Source organism: ANME-2 cluster archaeon, from assembly GCA_019429385.1.
GTDB lineage: Archaea > Halobacteriota > Methanosarcinia > Methanosarcinales > Methanocomedenaceae > Methanocomedens_B.
Window position 1 is genome coordinate 1 of sequence record JAHYIS010000040.1, and the last position, 21,461, is coordinate 21,461.

Annotated in this window: 23 protein-coding genes; 18 read left to right on the forward strand and 5 right to left on the reverse strand. The window is 44.1% G+C overall.

Features of this window, described 5'->3' with window-relative positions:
- From K0A89_11370 to K0A89_11395, 6 genes are all read left to right on the forward strand, one after another.
- A partial coding sequence (locus K0A89_11370; protein MBW6519084.1) for a hypothetical protein occupies positions 1-938 on the forward strand: 938 nt, incomplete at its 5' end.
- Between the two features lies 1 nt (position 939).
- Complete coding sequence (locus K0A89_11375; protein ID MBW6519085.1) at positions 940-1,536, forward strand: sarcinarray family MAST domain-containing protein; 597 nt, start codon at positions 940-942, stop codon at positions 1,534-1,536.
- 111 nt (positions 1,537-1,647) lie between these two features.
- On the forward strand, positions 1,648-2,346 hold the full coding sequence (locus tag K0A89_11380) for a hypothetical protein (GenBank protein MBW6519086.1): 699 nt from the start codon (positions 1,648-1,650) through the stop codon (positions 2,344-2,346).
- Positions 2,347-2,383: 37 nt separating this feature from the next.
- Positions 2,384-2,950, forward strand: coding sequence for a sarcinarray family MAST domain-containing protein (locus tag K0A89_11385; GenBank protein ID MBW6519087.1), 567 nt, complete (start codon positions 2,384-2,386; stop codon positions 2,948-2,950).
- Positions 2,951-3,097: 147 nt separating this feature from the next.
- Positions 3,098-3,775, forward strand: coding sequence for a hypothetical protein (locus tag K0A89_11390; GenBank protein ID MBW6519088.1), 678 nt, complete (start codon positions 3,098-3,100; stop codon positions 3,773-3,775).
- A 3-nt stretch (positions 3,776-3,778) separates the two neighbouring features.
- Entirely contained in the window at positions 3,779-4,384 is a 606-nt protein-coding gene (locus K0A89_11395) for a sarcinarray family MAST domain-containing protein (GenBank protein ID MBW6519089.1), read from the forward strand.
- Positions 4,385-4,525: 141 nt separating this feature from the next.
- Here K0A89_11395 and K0A89_11400 read toward each other — a convergent pair whose 3' ends face one another.
- The 3 genes from K0A89_11400 to K0A89_11410 all read right to left on the reverse strand — a co-directional run bounded on the left by K0A89_11400 (position 4,526) and on the right by K0A89_11410 (position 6,687).
- The gene (locus K0A89_11400; protein ID MBW6519090.1) at positions 4,526-4,891 is read right to left on the reverse strand and encodes a DUF86 domain-containing protein; all 366 of its coding nucleotides are present in this window, start codon (positions 4,889-4,891) and stop codon (positions 4,526-4,528) included.
- A 47-nt stretch (positions 4,892-4,938) separates the two neighbouring features.
- Positions 4,939-5,364, reverse strand: a complete 426-nt coding sequence (locus K0A89_11405) for a nucleotidyltransferase domain-containing protein (GenBank protein ID MBW6519091.1) — start codon at positions 5,362-5,364, stop codon at positions 4,939-4,941.
- 312 nt (positions 5,365-5,676) lie between these two features.
- The gene (locus tag K0A89_11410; protein MBW6519092.1) at positions 5,677-6,687 is read right to left on the reverse strand and encodes an NTP transferase domain-containing protein; all 1,011 of its coding nucleotides are present in this window, start codon (positions 6,685-6,687) and stop codon (positions 5,677-5,679) included.
- A gap of 165 nt (positions 6,688-6,852) precedes the next feature.
- On the opposite strand from K0A89_11410, the gene K0A89_11415 reads away from it, so the two are divergent.
- Positions 6,853-7,998 (forward strand): hypothetical protein, encoded by a 1,146-nt coding sequence (locus K0A89_11415; protein ID MBW6519093.1) that lies wholly within the window; start codon positions 6,853-6,855, stop codon positions 7,996-7,998.
- Between the two features lie 20 nt (positions 7,999-8,018).
- Positions 8,019-8,453, forward strand: a complete 435-nt coding sequence (gene rimI / locus K0A89_11420; protein MBW6519094.1) for a ribosomal protein S18-alanine N-acetyltransferase — start codon at positions 8,019-8,021, stop codon at positions 8,451-8,453.
- 8 nt (positions 8,454-8,461) lie between these two features.
- Here the strand turns inward: rimI and K0A89_11425 are convergent, their stop codons facing one another.
- Positions 8,462-9,589 carry an MFS transporter gene (locus tag K0A89_11425; GenBank protein ID MBW6519095.1) on the reverse strand — a complete coding sequence of 376 codons (1,128 nt, stop codon included), beginning with the start codon at positions 9,587-9,589 and terminating at the stop codon, positions 8,462-8,464.
- A gap of 221 nt (positions 9,590-9,810) precedes the next feature.
- Between K0A89_11425 and K0A89_11430 the strand changes: the two genes are divergently transcribed.
- From K0A89_11430 to K0A89_11470, 9 genes are all read left to right on the forward strand, one after another.
- Positions 9,811-11,307: a radical SAM protein gene (locus tag K0A89_11430; protein ID MBW6519096.1), complete on the forward strand. Its 1,497-nt coding sequence runs from the start codon at positions 9,811-9,813 to the stop codon at positions 11,305-11,307.
- Between the two features lie 100 nt (positions 11,308-11,407).
- A complete protein-coding gene (locus tag K0A89_11435) occupies positions 11,408-12,259 on the forward strand; it encodes a ribose-phosphate diphosphokinase (GenBank protein ID MBW6519097.1) in 852 nt (283 codons plus the stop codon).
- Positions 12,260-12,262: 3 nt separating this feature from the next.
- Entirely contained in the window at positions 12,263-13,186 is a 924-nt protein-coding gene (locus K0A89_11440) for a U32 family peptidase (GenBank protein ID MBW6519098.1), read from the forward strand.
- Between the two features lie 35 nt (positions 13,187-13,221).
- Entirely contained in the window at positions 13,222-14,076 is an 855-nt protein-coding gene (locus K0A89_11445; GenBank protein ID MBW6519099.1) for a hypothetical protein, read from the forward strand.
- Positions 14,077-14,199: 123 nt separating this feature from the next.
- On the forward strand, positions 14,200-14,598 hold the full coding sequence (locus K0A89_11450) for a cytochrome c maturation protein CcmE (GenBank protein MBW6519100.1): 399 nt from the start codon (positions 14,200-14,202) through the stop codon (positions 14,596-14,598).
- Positions 14,599-14,621: 23 nt separating this feature from the next.
- A complete protein-coding gene (gene ccsA / locus K0A89_11455) occupies positions 14,622-16,559 on the forward strand; it encodes a cytochrome c biogenesis protein CcsA (GenBank protein ID MBW6519101.1) in 1,938 nt (645 codons plus the stop codon).
- Positions 16,559-17,017: a cytochrome c-type biogenesis protein CcmH gene (locus tag K0A89_11460; protein ID MBW6519102.1), complete on the forward strand. Its 459-nt coding sequence runs from the start codon at positions 16,559-16,561 to the stop codon at positions 17,015-17,017. The genes ccsA and K0A89_11460 overlap by 1 nt, the downstream gene beginning before the upstream one ends.
- Complete coding sequence (locus K0A89_11465; GenBank protein MBW6519103.1) at positions 17,010-18,635, forward strand: hypothetical protein; 1,626 nt, start codon at positions 17,010-17,012, stop codon at positions 18,633-18,635. Before K0A89_11460 ends, K0A89_11465 begins: the two co-directional genes overlap by 8 nt.
- A 23-nt stretch (positions 18,636-18,658) precedes the next feature.
- Entirely contained in the window at positions 18,659-19,189 is a 531-nt protein-coding gene (locus K0A89_11470; GenBank protein ID MBW6519104.1) for a hypothetical protein, read from the forward strand.
- A gap of 172 nt (positions 19,190-19,361) precedes the next feature.
- Here the strand turns inward: K0A89_11470 and K0A89_11475 are convergent, their stop codons facing one another.
- Positions 19,362-19,541: a hypothetical protein gene (locus K0A89_11475; GenBank protein ID MBW6519105.1), complete on the reverse strand. Its 180-nt coding sequence runs from the start codon at positions 19,539-19,541 to the stop codon at positions 19,362-19,364.
- Positions 19,542-19,915: 374 nt separating this feature from the next.
- Here K0A89_11475 and K0A89_11480 point away from each other — a divergent pair.
- Positions 19,916-21,461 (forward strand): fibronectin type III domain-containing protein (locus tag K0A89_11480; protein ID MBW6519106.1); only part of this gene is annotated, 1,546 nt, incomplete at its 3' end.

Consider the following 21,461-nt stretch of genomic DNA (forward strand, 5'->3'; position numbering starts at 1 on the left):
TTGCGGAGGAGGCACAGCTGGCGGTTGATAAGATAACGGCGCGGATTCGTGACGATATCCATCTCGACCCTGATATCAATTATATGACATATCCCAATCCTGCGGATGCCATGCGGGCGGCGGCGAAGGATCTGACCGAGAAGATAGAAGCGAACCGAAATGATTATGAGGATGCGGGGCGGTACCGGACCAACGGGAAGTATTCCAGTTGCAGTGCCAAGGTTATCGCACAGGTGCGCAAATGGTATGTGGACCGGGTGCTGTATGAGGTGAATGAGAAATATATGGATGCTGCTGAGAAGATCGATGACCAGATCGATACTGATTTTTCCGAGTCCGCTGATGATGTGCGGGATGCTAATAATAAAGGGGCCCAGTTGCTGAAGGATGCAATGAGTTTTCCTATCGGGTTGACTATGAGGGCTGAGCATGTAAGGGAGGATGGTTCTCGGTATGGGGTGGATGATATTGCTTATTGGGATGAGGAGGTGACGCTGGGGGTGGATATGGAGCCGGATTATCTCAATCCAATGGAACCATATTCTGGCGAATCATTCTATACCTTAAAATTGAGAAATATTAACTTGTTGGGACCAACTGGGGCATATGTGCTTCCATCAATGAGTCCTTGGGTATGCACAGTGAATTCGTGGATGATAGAAGTGGAGGGTGAGATCGTGGAATTTACAATTCAGGATGTTGACAATGAGATACATCCGAACCCTATTTTTGGACATGAAGCGCAAATATATACAAGAAGAAGGGCCCCAACAAGAGATCCTACAACTAATAGATTAATAGGTGATAATACCCCAATTACTTTTTCTTTTATGTCAGGTACATTTTTAGCAGTCCCCTCTGGAAAAATTACTGGTATAGGAGATAAACCAACATTAGATATTCCAAATCCAATTTTTGAAGAAACAAAAGGATGGTAAAATGCGAAAAATTGTAAAGTTATTGATTTGTTTGACATTAATATGCACATTAGCTTTAAACGTAAATGCTGCAGAAAATGATTATGGTAATGCAATTGCATGGTGTAATGATGAACCTGCTACTGTAAATAATTTTGAGATTAAAATAAATGAACCGATAATAGTTGAAGTTGAAGTTACTTCAAAAATTGCTGGTTTTGTCGATATACAATTATATGAACCTGGAAAAACAAAATCATTTGATGTAATTTCGGGTCCGAGTAATTTTGATGAATGGGTATCTGAATATGATTTAGAACCAGGATGGACAAAAGTCTATACATGGACAATTGTACCAAACGGCAAATGGACTGGTGGAAGTGTTCCAATTAATATTATCGTAATATTTAATAAAGAAATTAATGACAATTTAAGGGTCCAGTATACAATCGCCAACCCCTACATCCTCGATGAACAATACTCCGGCCCCGCCCCCACCCGCACTGCCACCGACCCCTCATCCACTGACCAGCTGCCGGGTTCGAATGGCTTGCCGGGGTTCGGGGTGGTGGGTGCGCTGTTAGGGATTTCACTTGTATTATTAAGTCGAAAAGTGTAACTTTACATCAGCTACTCCCAAATCGAGGCGAACCGAAATGATTATGAGGATGCGGGGCGGTACCGGACCAACGGGAAGTATTCCAGTTGCAGTGCCAAGGCGATAGCACAGGTGCGCAAATGGTATGTGGACCGGGTGCTGTATGAGGTGAATGAGAAATATATGGATGCAGCTGAGAAGATCGATGACCAGATCGATACTGATTTTTCCGAGTCCGCTGATGATGTGCGGGATGCTAATAACAAGGGGGCCCAGCTACTGAAGGATGCAATGAGTTTTCCTATCGGGTTGACTATGAGGGCTGAGCATGTACGGGAGGATGGTTCGCATTATGGGGTGGATGATATTGCCTACTGGGACGAGGACGTGACGCTGGGGGTGGATATGGAGCCTGATTATCTGTTCGAGGATTCTGATGGTGGCAAGAAGCTGATCAATCTGGGTGTGCAGAATGTGTGTATCTTTGGTCTTACGGGAATACCTGTGCTGCCTCCGCCGAATTATGTGGTGCAGTTCAATAGCTGGATGATAAATGTGGAGGGGCGGATTGATGGGTTTACGCTGGTGGATGCTGATAATGAGGTGCATCCGAATCCGATGTGGGGACATGAGGCGCAGGTGTATAAAAGGGAAGAATATACAATTTTTGATTTTAGTGGTATTGAGATAGTTGGTGAAAATAAGCCCATAGAATTTCAGTTTTCAACTGGAACATTTATTGCAGTCCCTCCCTCTGGAAAACCCATTGGAGATAAAATAGGTGGATATTCAGAAACGTCTTCAGATTATGGTAACATTTTAAGGAAGTGATATTTTGAGAACACTATTATTAATTCTAATACTAACATTGGTAATTTCTACAAACCAAAGTGTATCAGCAGAATCTGTGGAAAATAATTATGGTATAGTTAATGCTTGGTATAATGGTCAAGAAGCGACAGTAGAAAATGTACAATTGAAGATTGGAGAACCTGCAGAAATAAAAGTTGAAGTTACATCTAAAATTAATGGGCACGTCATTGTCAAATTAATAAACCCTTTAGTGACAGAATCATACGAGGTAATTTCGGGTCCTAGTTTAATTGATAAAAGAATTGACAATTTAAATATTGAATCAGGTTGGCATGAAACATACATTTGGACAATAAAGCCAACTGGCAAATGGACAAATGGGAATGGTCCAATAAATCTTTATGTGCAGTTCAATGAAGCATATGATGAATATGAAAAAGTGCAATTCACAATAGCCAACCCCTACATCCTCGATGAACACTACTCCGGCCCCGCCCCCACCCGCACTGCCACCGACCCCTCGTCCACTGACCAGCCGCCGGGTTCGAATGGCTTGCCGGGGTTCGGGGTGGTGGGTGCGCTGTTAGGGATTTCACTTGTATTATTAAGTCGAAAAGTGTAACGTTACATCAGCTACTCCCAGATTGAGGCGAAACGGCATGGATATGAGGATGCAAACCGGTATCGCAGCAACGGGAAGTATTCCAGCGTCAGTGCCAGGGCGATAGCGCAGGTGCGGAAGTGGTATGTGGACCGGGTGTTGTACGAGGTGAACAAACAATATCTGGATGCTGCCGAGAAGATAGACGACCAGATAGATGCCAATTTTTCTGAGTCTGCTGATGATGTGAGGGATGCTAATAATAAAGGGGCCCAGTTGCTGAAGGATGCAATGAGTTTTCCAATCGGTTTGACTATGAGGGCTGAGCATGTAAGGGAGGATGGTTCGCATTATGAGGTAGATGATATTGCCTACTGGGACGAGGACGTGACGCTGGGGGTGGATATGGAGCCGGATTATCTGGAAAAAGATATGATTTATAAGAGCAGTTCTGGTGAATCATTATATTTGCTAAAATTGAAGAATAACAATTTGTTAGGTCCAACTGGTGCGTATATTTTGCCGTCTATGAATCCGTGGATTTGTACAACGAATGTTTGGTACATTGAAGTTGAAGGTGAAATTCCTGAATTTGTGGTCATAGATGTTGATAATGAAGTACATCCAAATCCTATTTTCGGACATGAAGCGCAGATTTATACGAGAAAGCAGGAGCGTATTTTAGACTCTATAACTAATACATATATTGGGACAAATGAAAGAATTTCATTCAATTTTAGTACAGGGACATTTATTGCGGTACCACCTGGAAAATTATCCGGAGTAGGTGATAAGCCGACCAAAGAAAATCCTGAACCAATGTTTGAAAAATCTGACGGATGGTAAAATATGAATAATAATACATTTAAAATAATATTAATGGTTAGTATTTTTTCGTTTTTAATATCAAATTGTATTGCTGCAGAAAATGAATTTGGCATAGTTTATGCGTGGTCTAATGATGAACCTGCTACAGTAGAAGGAATGGATTTAAAAATAAATGAACCATTTACTGTTAAAGCAACTATTGAATCAAAGATTGATGGACATATTTCGGTTAGATTATATGAGCCTGGAGTTACAAATGCATATGAAGTGATTGAAGGGCCAAGTGAAATTGATGAATTTATTGATAATATGAATCTCAAATCTGGTTGGAAAACAACTTATTTTTGGAATATAAAGCCAAATGGTGATTGGACTGATGGAAATGCACCTATAAATTTATTTGTACAATTTAATCAGGCGCATGATGATGTTAGAATGGTAGATTTAACCATAGCCAACCCCTACATCCTCGATGAACAATACTCCGGTCCCGCCCCCACCCGCACTGCCACCGACCCCTCATCCACTGACCAGCCACAGGGTTCGAATGGCTTGCCGGGGTTCGGGGTGGTGGGTGCGGTGATTGTGATAATGCTGGCTGTTCGATACAGGTATGGAAAGGTATGAACATCCGCCCACATCATACTCGACGGTTTACCACCCCTGCATGTTACAATCAGGTCTGCACACACTGTTAATAGATGAATGCCCTCATTGGAATCAGCCAAGATAGGGCGTACGCTCAGTTTTGAAACTGACCCCAAAAGATTAGTTCCTAATCAGATACTGTGCTATATACTCACCAAACCGTTCCAAATCATCTAGATTATTTTCCAGATAATAATAGACTCTCTCCACATCAATTTTCGCATACATGTGAACCAGGATATTCCGAAACCCTGCTGCAGGCGCCAGATCTTCTGCAAATTTATTTGGCAGGATACCATATTCACCAAGGAGCAGGAAAACCTCCCTGTACGTATCAGGTCGTTTCAGTTTCTCTTTAGAAATAATCATCTCACCAATATCTATCATACATTCAAGAGCAACCTCTATATATCGTTCCACTGCCCCCCGCAATGTATGGTCACGTATAAGGTCTCCAACATCATGCTGCTGATAACCTCTCAATATTACTCTTTATTCTTCAAGCATTTCCAGTTTGGATGCAATCTCATCATTCATGCAAAGCCGCCCCTGGCAATCCGTTGTAATATCACGTCAGTATGCCGCTTTATGTGATACTGTTCATCCAGATATCTGGACATAACACGGGTTTCGAACGCTATGCGTTTCGTTTCATCAGATTTTAGAACATGCCCGTTCTTAATAATATTATATTTAAGAAGAAGTGGTGCATCATTTAACACGACCAAATCTATCTTATCCGACTTGAGCACACGTGTTAACTCATTAATAAGGTTCAGTTCCACATAAAGCATATCTTTTTTAGAAAGGCTTTCATCCAACATAACAGCGATATCGACATCGCTCAACTCGTTTGCATCTCCCCTGATAACAGAACCGAACAGATAGGCAAAGTATACACTGTCTGTGGTTTGGAAGAAGTTATTCAGTTCTTGTACAAACCGCATCATATAAATCATATTTACTTCGCAAGTGCCTATAAAACTATGTTCCAGTAAATGTGACATAACTGTATGAACCCAAAAAGGTGGCATAGAGTTCCCCACCCGCGTGGGGATGAACCAGATTATCATCCATTTGAAAAATATTAGAAGATAGACCCATAAAAATAAGGTATACATTTTCATACACCTCTTCTCCATTATTGCCTACCTGCAGGTGGACATACGCTGGATGTTGGGGATAATGCTGGCAGCAGGATTTAGGTCTGGAACGGACTGAATCCGGGGTTACTGCGCCCCCCTTTTGATTGATATTATTATATCAATATCCTAAAACTCGATCGAAGAGGAATCCCCGATATTCAGTGAATTGTGTTTTCCCGCAATATTTGCATCGTCACCAATAATGGATGACTGCAGATTTGCCTTTGAAATATGTGTTCGCTCACCGATCACACTATTGGAAATAATTGAATTCTCAATGATAGTACCACTTGCAATCGAAGCATATGGCCCGACAACCGAATTGGCCACCCTGACATTTTCCCCTATAGCAACCGGGTGGATAATAACCGAATCCACAATCTCATAGTTCCCGTTCGAATTTTCCTTTTCATCCAGCAGTACTTTATTCGTCTCAAGCAGGGAAGTGGCATGTCCGCAGTCGTACCAGCTGGAAACAGTAAAAGTCTTAAATCCGCTGCCGCGCTTTATCATCTCCTGCATGGCATCGGTCAACTGGTACTCTCCCCGCGTCTTGATAGTATTCTCAAGCATCCAGTCCAGCACGTTGAACAACAATGGAGTATCATGGATAAAATACACACCGGCAATCCCCAGTTTCGACGCAGGATTTGCGGGTTTTTCCTCCAATTTTTTTACACATGAAGATTCCGGTTCTAATTCAACAATCCCGTATTTTTGTGGCTCATCTACCTCCCTCACACCGATAGAACCAGAACAACGGCCGTTATTCTTATGCTGTTCGTAGAAATCCAGGTAGCCGGATTTGAATATCATATCCCCCAGAGCGATCATAATGTCAGAATTGCCAACAGCATCCCTGGCCAGATATATGGAATGTCCGAGACCAAGTCTTTCATCCTGGTCAATAAATCGTATCTTGAACACATCACGGTAATTTTCATTCACATAAGGTATCAACAGTTCCTTCCGGTATCCAACTATCAGTATAATCTCTTCAGGTTCAAGGTCTATCATCCTGTCAAGGATATGCCCAATAATAGGTTTACCTGCAATATACACCATTGATTTTGGTTTGGTGTGAGTATGAGGGAACAATCGTGTGCCAGTGCCGGCAGCGGGTATAATTACTTTCATGGTACTATTTTTAATAAAGAATGATAGATTCAATATTTAACCTAAAATTAAACTGAATGTATATATACCTATAATAAATATCCAGAAGTGCAGGGACAACAATAATTAAGCATAAGGTACTTTTTTAAACCATTAGATGCACTTAAATTTAAGGGAGAAGTTCCTATGACATTTGTGTTTCAAGATTCCACAGAAATGCCTCACCAGAAAAATTTCATCGCAGACCTACATAATTTTCTCTTGATATTAGAACAGATATTACCGATTGAAAATAGAATTATCGAATTAAAAAACCAGATCCAGGAGGAAGAAAAAAAATTCGATAATGAAATAAGAATGCTCAATTCTTTTTTGTCAGGATTGAATACTTCTCTTGACCAGCTTACTACCAAGTATGCTATAGAACCGACTGCAAAATGCAGGGAAAAATTAAAGGAATCCGGGACTGAGTGCGTGGAAAAACAAAAAGAACAGTTCAGGATCGCACTGGATGACCTGACACGAAATTCAAAAGATGAAGTGGCGGAGATGTCAGGCCGGATGCGAAATTATCTTGAACCTTTCCTGTGGTCCGGAGTATATAACATAAAAATAGTCAAACACATTGTCAGCACTACAGAAAATATTACGGGCAAAATCACAATGAGCCTGAGCGGGCTTTCATTTACCTACGAGATTGCCTTTGCTGATTTTCCACTGCAGGTAAAAAAGTTCATGACTGATATATCCATTCCTATCCTTTCAAGAGGAGGCCTGATCTATAAGGAGGACAGGGTAAAACATCTGGATGTTTCTGATTATTTTATAAAAAGAATATATATCGATGAGGATTTCCAGTTGGACCTTGAGAATAAGAAGGGTGCTAAAAAGATTAACCTGCTGATTCCCGGAGAAATTGAAAATACGAGCCTGATCTATGTAGATGAAGAAGCCGTCGATATAACGAAAAGTGAAGAACTGGCACCACAGTTGGATATTGCCAGACTTGATGAACTCAGGCAAAAGGTGGAAGAATATGTTGGAAATGAGGCTAATATCATTTCCAGGACCCTTATTAAAGTTGAACTTGATGACAAAGATGCTATTGAAGAAAACGAGTTATTCGAATGCATCAAGATAATTGCTTCCCAGTATGGAGAGATCATCAATGATATTTTTATTCATGGAATCACGAAAAAAGAGATCGCTATAAAAGAGATCGTTCAAGGTGGAATCAGAAACGAAATTTTTATCAGCGTGGATGAGATTTCCAATCGTCTTTCAGCCCTTGGCGGAGATGGTCTGGAAATAAAAGGTCTATTGAACCTATAGTTCTGTACCAGGTGTCCTGTTTGTTCATATTACGTCTGTTCCAACCAGAAGATTTCAACAGTGTAATCAAACTGGAAAGCCAGATATTCCATGAGCATGACCCTCATCTTTACATGGAAATGTATGAAAAGGTCCCGGGCGGATTTTTTGTTGCTGTAGATGCCGGTGAAGTGATAGGATATACGGTAGGTTTTATTTCAGTTCCCGGTAAAAGCAGGATATTTACCATCGGTGTCAAAGAAACGTACCGTGGCAGGGGTGTTGGCACCCAGTTGATTAACAGGATATGTGACGTATTGAAAGAGAAAGGGGCACGTGTAGCCACCCTGGAGGTCAGGATGAGCAATATACCTGCCCAGCATTTTTACCTGCGGCGAGGTTTTGTACCTGCATGGGTTGAGCGGGGATACTATATCGACGGTGAGGATGCCCTGGTCATGAAAAAGGAACTGTAAAATCCCTGTTACCGGGAAGGCATAAACAATAAAAGTGAAATTGAAGACAGGACAGCTAATCCTCCGCCATAGATAAAGGGCGCTGCAGGGCCAAGAATATCCCAAAGAAGTCCTGCAATAATACTGGCAAATAACATCATGAACCCTGTGGCAGCATGGTATATCCCCAGGGCGGTCCCTCTGCTTTCCATAGGGACAATATCCACAATATAGGCTTTTCCAATCCCTTCTGTAAGTGCTTCGTAGATACCATAGAGAATGAAAAGAGGCCAGATGTAGAAACTGAACTGTGCCCATGCAAATCCAAAATACACGATCCCAAATACCACAAATCCAGCACTCATGATATTTCGCCGCCCCCATGTATCTGAAAGTGTGCCCAGCGGAAACGAGACCAGGGAAGATACGATGTTAAACAGTATGTAACTCAATATTACCATCTGCAGGGAAAAACCCAGATCTTCTGCCCTGAGTATCAGAAACACATTGCTTGAGTTGCCCAGGGCAAAAAGGCCAGTTATCAGAAGTAATATTTTATAGTCCCTTCCAAAATCGGATACCTTGAACGATATTCTCCTGGCTGCCGGACGCCTGCGCTCTTTTACAAAAAAAGTGACCAGAAGGATGCTGAACAGTCCGGGTATAAAGGCGGCAAGGAACACCGTCCTGTAGTTATCACCTGAAAGGTAGAGTATCCCGAGTGCAATGAGCGGGCCTGCAACAGCACCAATGGTATCCATTGACCTGTGCAGTCCGAACGACCGGCCCATGTGTACAGCATCAGAAGAATCTGCTATTAAGGCATCACGGGCTGAAGTGCGCAATCCTTTCCCTGTACGGTCCATGAGCCTGGCTACCAGGACAAGCGGCCACCCGTATGCAAGTGCCATGACAGGTTTTGAGATCGCAGATATGCTGTAACCTGCGATCACGAATGGTTTTCGTTTTGTTGTCTTATCAGTATACCAGCCTGATAATACTTTTAATATATTGGCCGAACTTTCAGCAATCCCTTCGATAAGTCCGACCACAGCCACGGGTGCACCCAGCACAACGGTGAGGAAAATAGGGACTATGGGGTAGAGCATTTCGCTGGCAATATCAGTGAAAAGGCTAACCAGTCCCAGGACTATCACATTCTTCTTGATACCAGGGATCAGGAAGTCCCGATCTTTTCCCTGGTCAGAGGATTTATTGTCTATTATCTGTTTTCCTCCTTATCATGTTGGATTTTGTGATTTAATATATTCTAATCTCATTAACACCGATTCCGGTCATAACAAGATTTATCATGAATTGTATACAAGAATTAAACAGTATAAATATCAATTTACTTTCTTGCTGGGGGTCAATGCATATGAAAGTTACCAAATCGCTCTGTCCGGAGTGCCATGATACTATTGACGCAGTCATATTTGAAGAGCATGGCAAGATACTAATAGAAAAGACGTGCCACGTTCACGGCACATACAGGGACATCTACTGGGGAGATGCACCATTATACCACAGGTTCGATAAATATCTCCAGAATGGATGTGGTGTAGCAGAAAATACAATTCCAGGCAATGGCAGGTGCCCCCAGGATTGTGGTATCTGCAAAGAACATAAGACGTCCACCATTTTAGCTAACATCGACATCACCAATCGATGCAACCAGCAGTGTCCGATATGTTTTGCAAATGCTGCTGTGAGCGGCTACCTGTATGAACCTACAATTGAGCAGATAAGAGGAATGATGGAAGGACTGAAGAACCAGGAACCTGTTCAATGTCATGCTGTTCAGTTCTCTGGCGGAGAGCCCACCATGCGCAAGGACCTTTTCCAGCTTATCAAAATGGCAAAGGAAATGGGATTCAAACACATCCAGCTTGCCACGAACGGAAAGAAACTGGCGGGGAGTGTGGAATATTGCCGCAACCTCTTCGAATCCGGACTGAAAACGGTTTATCTCCAGTTCGATGGGGTCACCCCTGAACCATACATAGCAACAAGGGGTTTCAACGCCCTTCCTGAAAAATTGAAGGCCATACAGAACTGCAGGGAAGCCGGGATGCCCATAGACCTTGTACCTACCGTGGTGAGGGGAATAAATGATCACCAGCTGGGGGATATGATACGTTTTGTAGCTGATAATATCGATATAATCAAAGGTCTGAACATCCAGCCGGTCTCGTTTGCAGGCCGGATAGATGATACACAGAGGAATAGGCAGCGTATCACTATACCTGATGTAATGAAACACATTGAAGACCAGACGGGCGGTATGATTACAACAGATGATTTCTATCCCGTACCGTTCATCCTGCCATTGTCCCATTTAGCTGATGCAATGTCAGATATCAATAATGTGCAATTTTCAGTGAATCCTCATTGCGGCTCAGGTGCTTATATATATGTGGATGAAAGTAAAAACCTGATCCCTGTCACGCGATTCGTGGATGTGGAAGGGTTGTTCGGATACATTGAAGAATTAGCAGTTGAGGTGAAAGCTGCGCATCACCTGAAGACCTATTTCAGGTGGAAGGGAATAAAGAAACTTTCCCGGGGCATAAAGCAGCATGTGGACAATTCAAAAGTGCCCGATGGGATTGATTTTGCCAGGTTGTTCCTGAATCTGCTCTTAGACAGGTCCGGTAATTCAACCAAAGTATTCCATAAAAGAATGATGCTCATTGGCATAATGCATTTCCAGGACCTCTATAATATTGACATTGAGAGAATACAGCGTTGCGGTATCCACTATGCTCTGCCAGACGGCAGAGTGATACCCTTTTGCACGTATAATTCATTATACCGGGCTGAAGTGGAGAAACAATTTTCAATACCCTTAAACCCAAACTCAATAGCCGTTTGATCTTGTCCTGAAGATGAGGAACACGTGGCGAAGAACACCATGATTTATGTTCTATTAATGTATACTACCAGTTCAAAATGAAGATTTGAGGGATTTGATTTTGAAAATAATTGGCGGGCCATCATCGCAACTATTAGCCAGCAGGGTAGCGTCTGCCCTGGGATGTGAACTTGCAGTATGCGAGTTCAAACGGTTCCCTGATCAAGAAATGTATATTCGTATCATGGATGACATCGGCCCTGAAGCCGTAATCATACAGAGCACGGCCACCGATTCCGATTATGTTGCATTGCTGCAACTTATTGATGCGTGCAGCACTGCCGAGCGCGTCCAGGTGGTCATTCCTTATATGGGCTATGCCAGGCAGGATAAAGTCTTCAACAGGGGCGAGGCGCTCAGTGCGAGGGCAATGGCCCGGACCATTGAAGCAGAGAATGTAATAACCGTGAATATACACGAGACTTCGGTGCTTGAGCATTTCAGGTGTACTACGATGAACATCGATGCAGCACCTCTGATGGGGCAGTATATACGCGACATGGACCACTTCCGTGATCCAGTGGTACTGGCGCCTGATGCAGGAGCAAAGGGACTGGCAGCATCAGCGGCAGAGGAACTGGGAATCGATTACGATCATCTTGAAAAGAAACGGCTCAGCGGGGATACGGTCAGGGTCGCTCCCAAGAACCTTGATGTCAAGGACCGGGACGTGGTGATCCTGGATGATATTGTATCCACTGGCGGGACTATGGCAGAGGCTGTTCGCATGCTCAGGCAACAGGGTGCAGCCGATGTCTATGTTGCCTGCATCCACCCGGTACTGGCAGGCAGTGCAATTCTTAAGTTGTATCGTTCAGGTGTTGTAGATGTGATCTCCACCGATACTATTGAAAAAGCTGTCAGCAGGGTAAGTGTGGCGCAGCTCATTGCAAAAACTATCAACGAATTATAATCCATGAAATCTCGAACAACGATGAACCTCATGGCCCCGGCAGAGTCCATGGCCACTGCTGTTAATGTTATTGAGGCCGGTGCCGATGAGATATATCTTGGCCTGGAAACGCCGGGACTGGTGAACCTGAACCTCTCTGGCAGGGGCCGAAGCTGCAATGTTAAAGACCAGACCGAGCTGGCTGATATTGTGAATTTTGCCCATGACAGGGGTGTGCTTGTCGATTATACGGTCAATGCACCGTTCATGGCAGATTCCATGGAAAAGATGTATATCGACCACGTGATGCGTGGTGTGGAGGCAGGGGTGGATGCCCTTATTGTGGGCGAGTTCGGTGCCCTGGCATTATTGCATGAAATGGATATCGGGTTGCCCATACATGCAAGTGTGCTGCTGAATAATTTTAACCGGGGCCAGATAGAGATGCTGGCCGGCATGGGCGTGGCCAAGGTGGTGCTGCCTTTTAAGATTACCATGGACGAGATAAGGCAGTTATCGGGCCTTGGCGTGGAACTCGAAGTGTTCGGGCAGTTCGGGTGCTCCAATATCAATGGTACCTGCCATCTGATACACAATGCAGACGAGGCTATCAGCCTGGGATTGCCCTGCAGGGCGAATTACCGGGTGTCAGAAGACGGAAGGTTGCATGCCATACTGGATGCGGGCACCGATTGTTCGCTATGCAGCCTGGGACCGTTGATGGATGCAGGGGTATCTGCACTGAAAGTGGTTGGCAGGTGCATGAATCCCGAAATGATACGGACCATCATCAAGACCTATCGCAGCGGTATTGATATGGTCAGGGACGGTGCCACGCCGTCCAGGGTCAAGGACTGGGTGCTGGAAGAGATACCCTTCTGGATGATGATGTGCGACCAGGACAGGTGCAAGTACCTGAAAACTCCGATCAATGATTCATATGTGTAGACGAATGATACGAACTATAATACGAGGTTTGATCCGTGATCGAGATACGGTCCAGTGATAGTACAAAGTTCGACCGGCTGTTGGGCCTGTGTAAGGAACATGGGGCCAGCCTGGGCATTGGCAGCGAGTCGTGCGTGCACAGGTTACCGTCCGTTGAACAGGTGGAGGCTATCGCCAGGCAGATTGAAGGACTGACCGTGGTAACACCTATAACACCGCAAAAACACTATGACCGTATACTGGAATATATCAGGGGTCTGCCTTGTGGCGTCAGGCTTGTGGTCAATGACGTGGGTGTGCTGTATGCCCTGCACAGGGATGGCAGGCTTGACGGTTTTGAAACGGTCGCAGCCGGTCGGGGTATTGTGCATACATCCGAAGCATGCCCCTGGGTTGACCATCTGGTACGGGATGAGTCCGAAGAAGTAAAGGCGGCGTTCTTACAGACGAATCTTAATTATAGCAGGACACTTCATTTCATGAAGGAAATGGGCATATCGGCCATGGAGACCGACCTGGAATCCAGGACCGTCAGGGCGGCACTTAAGACCGGACTGCCCGTGGCCGGACATGCAGAATTTATTGCCGTGTCATATACACGTTCCTGTCATACTGCCCGGTTCTTTGGTGAACAGCCACCCGGTTGCATCCGGCGGTGCAACAGTCCCATGGAACTTGAACTGGTGGATATGTTCGACCTCTCAGGCAAACCTCCGGGATTCGCGCAGCCCAGCCCGGAAATGCTTGAGGTATATCCCGTATTGTATTTGCTGGGGAATACAGTTTATTTTAAAAGTGATTGCATGGACACTGCCGGTCTCGAGCGTGTGATATTGAACGCTGAGATGTACGATACCGGGACATTGAAAGGAATGATAGTGGCAAGATAATTCAAGATTTGCCAATTCTTTTTTCTGAACGAGAAATTTAGTGGTGATTTTATTTCATTTTGTAAACCATAATGGGCATTAACAAACTCCATTCTTATTGTTCTGAGAGTTATGAATGCAAAAATGAAACGCATAGCTGGCTTTACCATCATACTATTTCTTGTGCTCTATCTTGCGTACACAAGTTTTGCGAGTTCCATCTCTTTTTATTATGAAGTGAGTGAAGTCAAAGCACATGCCGAATCAATATACGGGACTAAAGTGAACGTAAACGGCACTGTGGTTCCCGGAAGTATTCAATGGGAACCTGAAAATGTCCGTCTCACATTTAAACTGACAGACAATGCCAGCACTATCGATGTGGTTTACAACGATGCCATACCAAACAACCTGGCTGATAATACACAGGTGACGGTCACGGGAATTTTTTATGAGAACAATACTCTGGTGGCCCATGCTATCTTGACAAAATGTCCTTCAAAATATGAAGCAGAGATCACCAACGAAACAAAGGGAAATTAATTCTGGATACGAGGAATCGAACCATGGACTCAGGACAATTCTCTATAACCATTGCATTGATGCTCACACTATTCACGGCTGTAGCATACGCAGCAGGAATTATCACGAAAAAAGAACAATATATCAAAAGCGGTACTATCGCCGTCTACCTGATAGCTGCTTTTACCACAGTTGCTTCATTCGCCCTGCTCATGACCTTTATCAACCGTGATTTCCAGAATCTGTACGTGGCTATGTATTCAAGCCGGGACCTCCCCCTGTTCTATACAATATCGGCCTTCTGGGCCGGAGGCAATGGTTCATTACTGCTGTGGATATGGTTGATATCGCTATTCATAGCCTTCCTGGTCTACCGGGAGCCAAGGGACGACCTGTTGAAATATAGTGTAGTGGTGCTCATGGCTATCCAGTCATTCTTCCTCTACATGCTGGTCTTCCTTTCAAATCCTTTCAACAGGCTGGACTTTCTGCCGCCTGACGGCCAGGGACTGAACCCTTTGCTACAGGACCCGGGCATGGTATTCCATCCACCTACTCTGTTCATAGGTTATGCCGGTTTCGTTATACCCTACGCCTTTGCCATGGCAGGCCTGTACCTGGGTAATAGTGACTGGGTATACAGGATACGTCGCTGGACGCTGTTCTCCTGGCTGTTCCTGAGTCTGGGCAATATACTGGGCAGTTACTGGGCTTACACAATGCTGAACTGGGGCGGGTACTGGGCATGGGACCCTGTTGAGAATGCCTCGTTCATGCCATGGCTCACTGCCACCGCCTTCTTCCACAGTTTCATGATACAGGAGCGCAAGGACGGTATGAAGGTCTGGAACATCATATTGATCATGCTCACCTTTGAACTGGTACTCCTGGGTACACTCCTGACCAGAAGCGGCATCATAGCATCAGTACACAGTTTCGGGCAATCTGAGGTCGGTCCTTATTTTATCGGTATGATGGCTGTGGTACTCGTGGGGTCTATCGGACTGCTCATCTGGAAATACGAATCCCTGGATAACAGGAAGATCTACGAATCCGTTGTGTCCAGGGAGGTCAGTTTTATCGCCAATAACTGGATATTCATCGGGGCTACCTTTGCCGTGATATGGGGTACCCTGTACCCTATTGTATCTGAAGCCTTCAGGGGTTACAAAGTAATGGTGGGGCCCCAGTTCTTTAACCAGGTAAATGTACCCTTTGGTCTGGCATTGATCATCCTGATGGGGATATGTCCCCTGATAGGGTGGCGAAAGGCTTCGATATTGAACCTGAAACGCAGTTATACCTACCCTGCTGCTCTTTCCGTTGCGCTTACCGTGGTTGCATTGCTATTGGGTGTTGACAATATCTATATATTGATACTGGTATTTGGATGCGTTTTTGCCACAGCCACCCACATACTCGACTCAGCACGTAACGTCAAACACCAACATAAAATGCATGAAGAAGGGATACTGTACAGTGCCTGGCATACCTTCTGGAACAACAGGCGCACCTATGGGGGATATGTGGCCCATATCGGAATGGTCCTGCTGGTCATTGGGATAGGTGCTTCGTCAGTCTATTCACAGACCGAGAGCATAACGGTGCACTCGGGAGGTTCATATTCTGTTGGTGATTACACCTTTGTGATGAAAGGATTCGATCAGGAGCAACGGGAAAACAAAGTTGAGAATATTGTCCTGCTTGATGCGTATAAGAACGGGAAGTACCTTGAAACAATCACTCCGTCCCAGTTTCATTATCCAAAACAGGACCAGGATGTGGTCAAGCCATGGGTCTGGAAACGGCCCCTGAGTGACGTTCATTTTACGGTACAGTCGATAAGCAGCGGCAGTGCCACATTGAAGGTCAAGATCCTGCCCCTGATGAATGTGCTGTGGTATGGGGCATATGTTGTCACACTGGGTACCATGATAGCCATTACTGCGAACGTAAAGGTCAGGCGGCGGAGGGGTGCATAATGAAGAAAATACTAGCAACAATACACGTGGTATTACTCATGATACCGGTTCTGATGATGCTGGCCATGCCAGCTGCGGCTGCTGATTCACCACAGGTGGTTGAGATCACTTCAAACCTGAAATGCCAGTGCGGATGTACCATGATAGTTACGGACTGCAACTGCCAGGAAGCTGCTGATATTCGCAATGAAGTCAGTTCAATGGTGCAACAAGGTATGAGCAGCAAGCAGATCATCAGGGAGCTGAAATTCCTGTACGGTAATGAGATACTGGCCACACCCGAGAAGACGGGTTTTGACCTGTCACTCTGGATATTGCCTGGTGTTGGCGTGATGACAGGCGGGTTATTGATCTATTTTGTATTGAGCAGGAATAAAATGTCTGAAGAGGAGATCTTTGAGATGGAATACCAGGAATATATGGATGAAAGCAGTTTGTGGGGGCAAGAAAATGAATAATGTTTTCATAAGGGCCATACTTTTGATCACGGTAATAGTGAGTTTCGTTGGCCAGGTACAGGCACAGGACAGTATGACCATAAGCGGGCATGTCTCCTTGAATGGAGGTATCGGTTCTGGTCTTGATGTGACACTGAACAGGGTTGCGGACGAGCAGGTCACAAGAATTACTTCTACCGTTACCGACTCATCAGGAACCTATCGTTTCGAGACCGTACCCGGCGATTACCTGGTAAATGTCTCGTTTAAAGACAGTACCCATCACAGCATGGTATCCCCCCAGAACCCTGTTGCAGATTTTGACTTTTCTGGTAATATCGAGGGCTGGGTAATCCATGCCGGAGGTAAGGATGTGTCAGGCATTCCCGTGAATTTGAGGAGCAGTTCCAATACCGTCTGCGCCAGCACAACGACCGATGGATCAGGACATTACACATTTGCCAACGTTGACCTGTCCGTACACCGGGTCCAGGCAGAGTATATGTATGTTGGCTATAGCAGTGAAAATGTCACGGTAAACAGGATTTCCACCATCGCAAATATCACCATTTACGATTCCACGATCCTGGATACCAACATCAGGACAGTGGCAGACCATATTGTCATCGGGCAGGATATGAACGGACCCTGGGTGCAGGAATACATACAGTTCGTGAATATGGGGAACACTTCCTATTACGGACCTGATGGTGTTGATGTAGGGATTGGAATCCCGCTTATGATAAAGGACCTGCAGACCGATATCATGGATTGTTGCCTGGTGCGTGAAGATAAACGGTTATGGGTAGACCCCATGGAACCCCTGCTGCCGGGTGGCACCACAGAGGCTACCATTTCTTATTACCTTGATACGGATGAAAAGGAATTTGTCTTTGAAAAGGATATTCTGTACCCTTCCTCGTATCTCATGGTGTTCGGGGACTCTGATTCCGGAATTGACCTTACGAGCCAGGCCACGGCTACCGATACTGAGAATATGGACGGCAGGAACTACGATGTGCTGAGATTCGCCCATCCGGGTCCAGGTGATACGATAGTCTTTACCGTTCGTGGTTATACGCTACCGGGCAGGAACAGTCCTGATACCACTGATTGGATCGTTTATCTGGGACTTGGGTTTTTCATCATTACCATGTTGGCCTATCCGGTGATATCCAAACGGGGGAGGGACAAAACAGGCAGACCGGTTCGCAGATCAGGGAATATGGACCGGGTACTTGAACCCTGTGAATCTGATGTTTCGCATATGTCCAGGAAGGAACTGGAGGATGAAAAGCTCAGGATATTCGAGAAGCTGCGCATCCTGGACAACAAACTGGAGAAGGGTGAGATATTAGAAGACGAATATGATGAATACAGATCAGAGTATAAATCCGCCGCCCTCGAGATTATCAATTTTTTAAAGGAAATGGGAACGGAAGAGGAAGAATCTCTATCTGTCGAAAGGACGCCAGGAATAGATCTATCGCATACGGTAAAGGAGATCCAATCCCGCATCCAGGATATCGATGATGTTGCCCTGTTGGAGAAGACCATTGAACAGGAAATAAATGGTAAGAACAGGAAAACACTCATGAATACCATGAATAAGAGAATCGATGAGCTCCAAAAAGAATAATATAAAGCATCATAGAATTTAGTATGAAAAAACCAGTGTTCTTTGGAATCATCGGCTGTCTGGCCCTCCTGTTCGTTTATTTCGCCATCCTGGCCATTGCAAACTCTCCTGCTCATGCTCTGGAGCAGTTCCGGGAAATGTGGTACTGGATACTGCTGCTGGCAGCGGGTTTCGGGGTACAGACCGGACTCTATACCCATATCAGGATCGTGCATAAGCGGGTCGGTGCCTCGTCAGTAGCAGCTTCGGGCGGCATGTCCACTGTTTCCATGGCGGCATGCTGCGCTCACCACCTGACCGACGTGCTGCCGCTGCTGGGGTTGTCGGCTGCGGCCCTGTTCCTGGTAAAATACCAGACTTTTTTCATCCTGGCAGGTGTGTTCTCGAATTTCATTGGAATTACGGTGATGCTCAGGTTCATCCAGGACAATAGACTGGCAGGGGATGACCGGATGTTACGCTCAGTAGTGGGGTATGACCTGAAAGAGGTCCAGAGGCTGGTGATTTTTTCAGGTATGGTCATCCTGGTTGCTGTATTCCTGCTGAGCGGGTGATAAACCACAAAGAGCAAAGTGCAACAAGAAGTTACAACACAAATTGCCTGACTGCCACTCTTCCTATCCGGAGTAATACTACTGCGGAATGCACAAGCGGTAACACTGGGATGTTAAGGTTTCAGGAAAATGTGGAGAGGTCACAAAGTCTAATTCTGACCAGATGGGGGGGTTAAATGGGACGCTGCCGGGTGAAAGGAGTGCTAAGAGGAATCTCGCCCCTGGTCCCGGTACGCATGACGATGGCCAGCAGTTCTGAGTCCGAGAGCGCGGCGGGGCCATTCTTCAGGAGGCGCTCGCGGGGGCGGTCCTGGGGTTGAAGGTCCTGGATACGGATGTGGTATTCAGACATGTGGGGTGCTGTAGAAATTGTTTGGTATTTAAGGTATGTGATTTTAGGCGGTGGAGGGTTGGGAATGTGGGAAATATAGGAACTGACAATAACAATAATATAAAAACTATTACCAGAGTTCAGCTTTTAAAATGTTGAAATTACTATTCGTTATGTGGTCGGTTATAAAAATATATGATATAGCAGAGCCATGATAATGCTAATTTTCCTGTGGATATCTGGTAAAAACTTTACTAATTAAATCAATTTAATATTGTATTATATATATTTAATCCATTATTTTTTTATTTTTTTAAAAAGATATATCTACTATTAACCATTTTGTAATGTATAAGGGATGGTGAGTATAATGAGCATGATTGCGAGTGGTAACTATGGACGGTATAAACTTAAATCGGAATATAATTTCATTGATAATTTTGTTTTGTATAGTTTTTCATTCAACAATAGTAGTAGCAGCTGAGGATCCTGACCCTCTACCAGGCCAAGTATTATTTGGAGCTATTGAATATGCATTTGGAGAAACAATGAAAATTATCTTCCAAGGTATATTAGATTCTAATGATGAAATATGGCTGTTTTATAATCCAACTGGTTACAAAGTAAAAATTTTTGATCCTGATGGGAATTTATATTTTGGGAATGAAGTAGTATATTATACACCCCAATCATCTGGAAACTGGCATGCACAATTCGTGGTTGATACTAATTATTTGCCATGGGAAGAAAACTGGGTTCCCATATTTGATTCATATACATACGTGAGACCTGCCCTTACAACTGATTTGCAACAAACAGGTTCAACATTAAATTCAATTAGTTTATCCTGGTCTTATCCCACAGACCCTGGAGTTGATAAATATGACGTTGAGGTCAAACAGTCTGGTCAGAATACCGGTACACAATATGCGATAAACGATTACCAGAAAGCAACAATAAATAATCTCAAATCTGGTACTTTATATGATATTCGGGTACGACCAGTCGATATTTCTGGAAATGTTGGTGACTGGACCGATTATGTAACAATGTCAACTGAAAATATCCTCCCGATTGCAGCTATTGATTATATCACTCCTTCAAATTCTTATGAAGGAAATAAGGTTTCATTTAAAGGAACGGGCAATGACCCGGACGGTACTATAGAATCTTATAAATGGTGGTCAGATAAAGACGAAGTACTCAGCTATTCAAATACATTCAGTACAACTTCCCTGTCTCCCGGAAGTCATACGATATTCTTTAAAGTTAAGGATAATACAAATGCATGGTCTGATGTAGTTTCAAGATCAATAACTGTGAATGAAATAACACCAAGTCCTTCAGTGAATATTTCTTCGAGCAAAGAATATCCAGATAAGGATGAAAGTTATAAGGTTAAAGTAATGATTGAAAACAGCGGTGGTAGTGCCAGTGGAAAATTGTACTTATATGAAAACAATGTACTTTTACAGGTTCAAGATATCAGTGTTCCAAAAGGAAGTCAAATAAGTAGAACTTTCACACGGTCTCAGTCATCTCCGGAAAAATATGAATATAAAGCCGAAGTTGTATTGAGCAATGGTGCAGGCTCAAGAAGTAGTGTAAAAACAGCTTATGTCTATGTATATTCAGGCACTGAAAGTATTAATCTTGATAAAGATGAATATTATTACAATCATGATACAAAATGTAGTAAAGTAGCTCTAGCTCGTGCTTTGAATATCCATCCAGACCTCCCATATAATGTCAAATGGTATAATGATGTGACCTTGAAATATGATTTAATATTAACGGGAGATGAAAGTAAAAGGTCAATCCCCGGTAAAGTAGGAGATAAAATAAAAGTGGAATTGACAAAACCGAATGGAAATGTAATTGATTCAGACAATGCAATAATTGTTGTTGAACCATTGAACCTGAAAATTGGTGTGATACTTG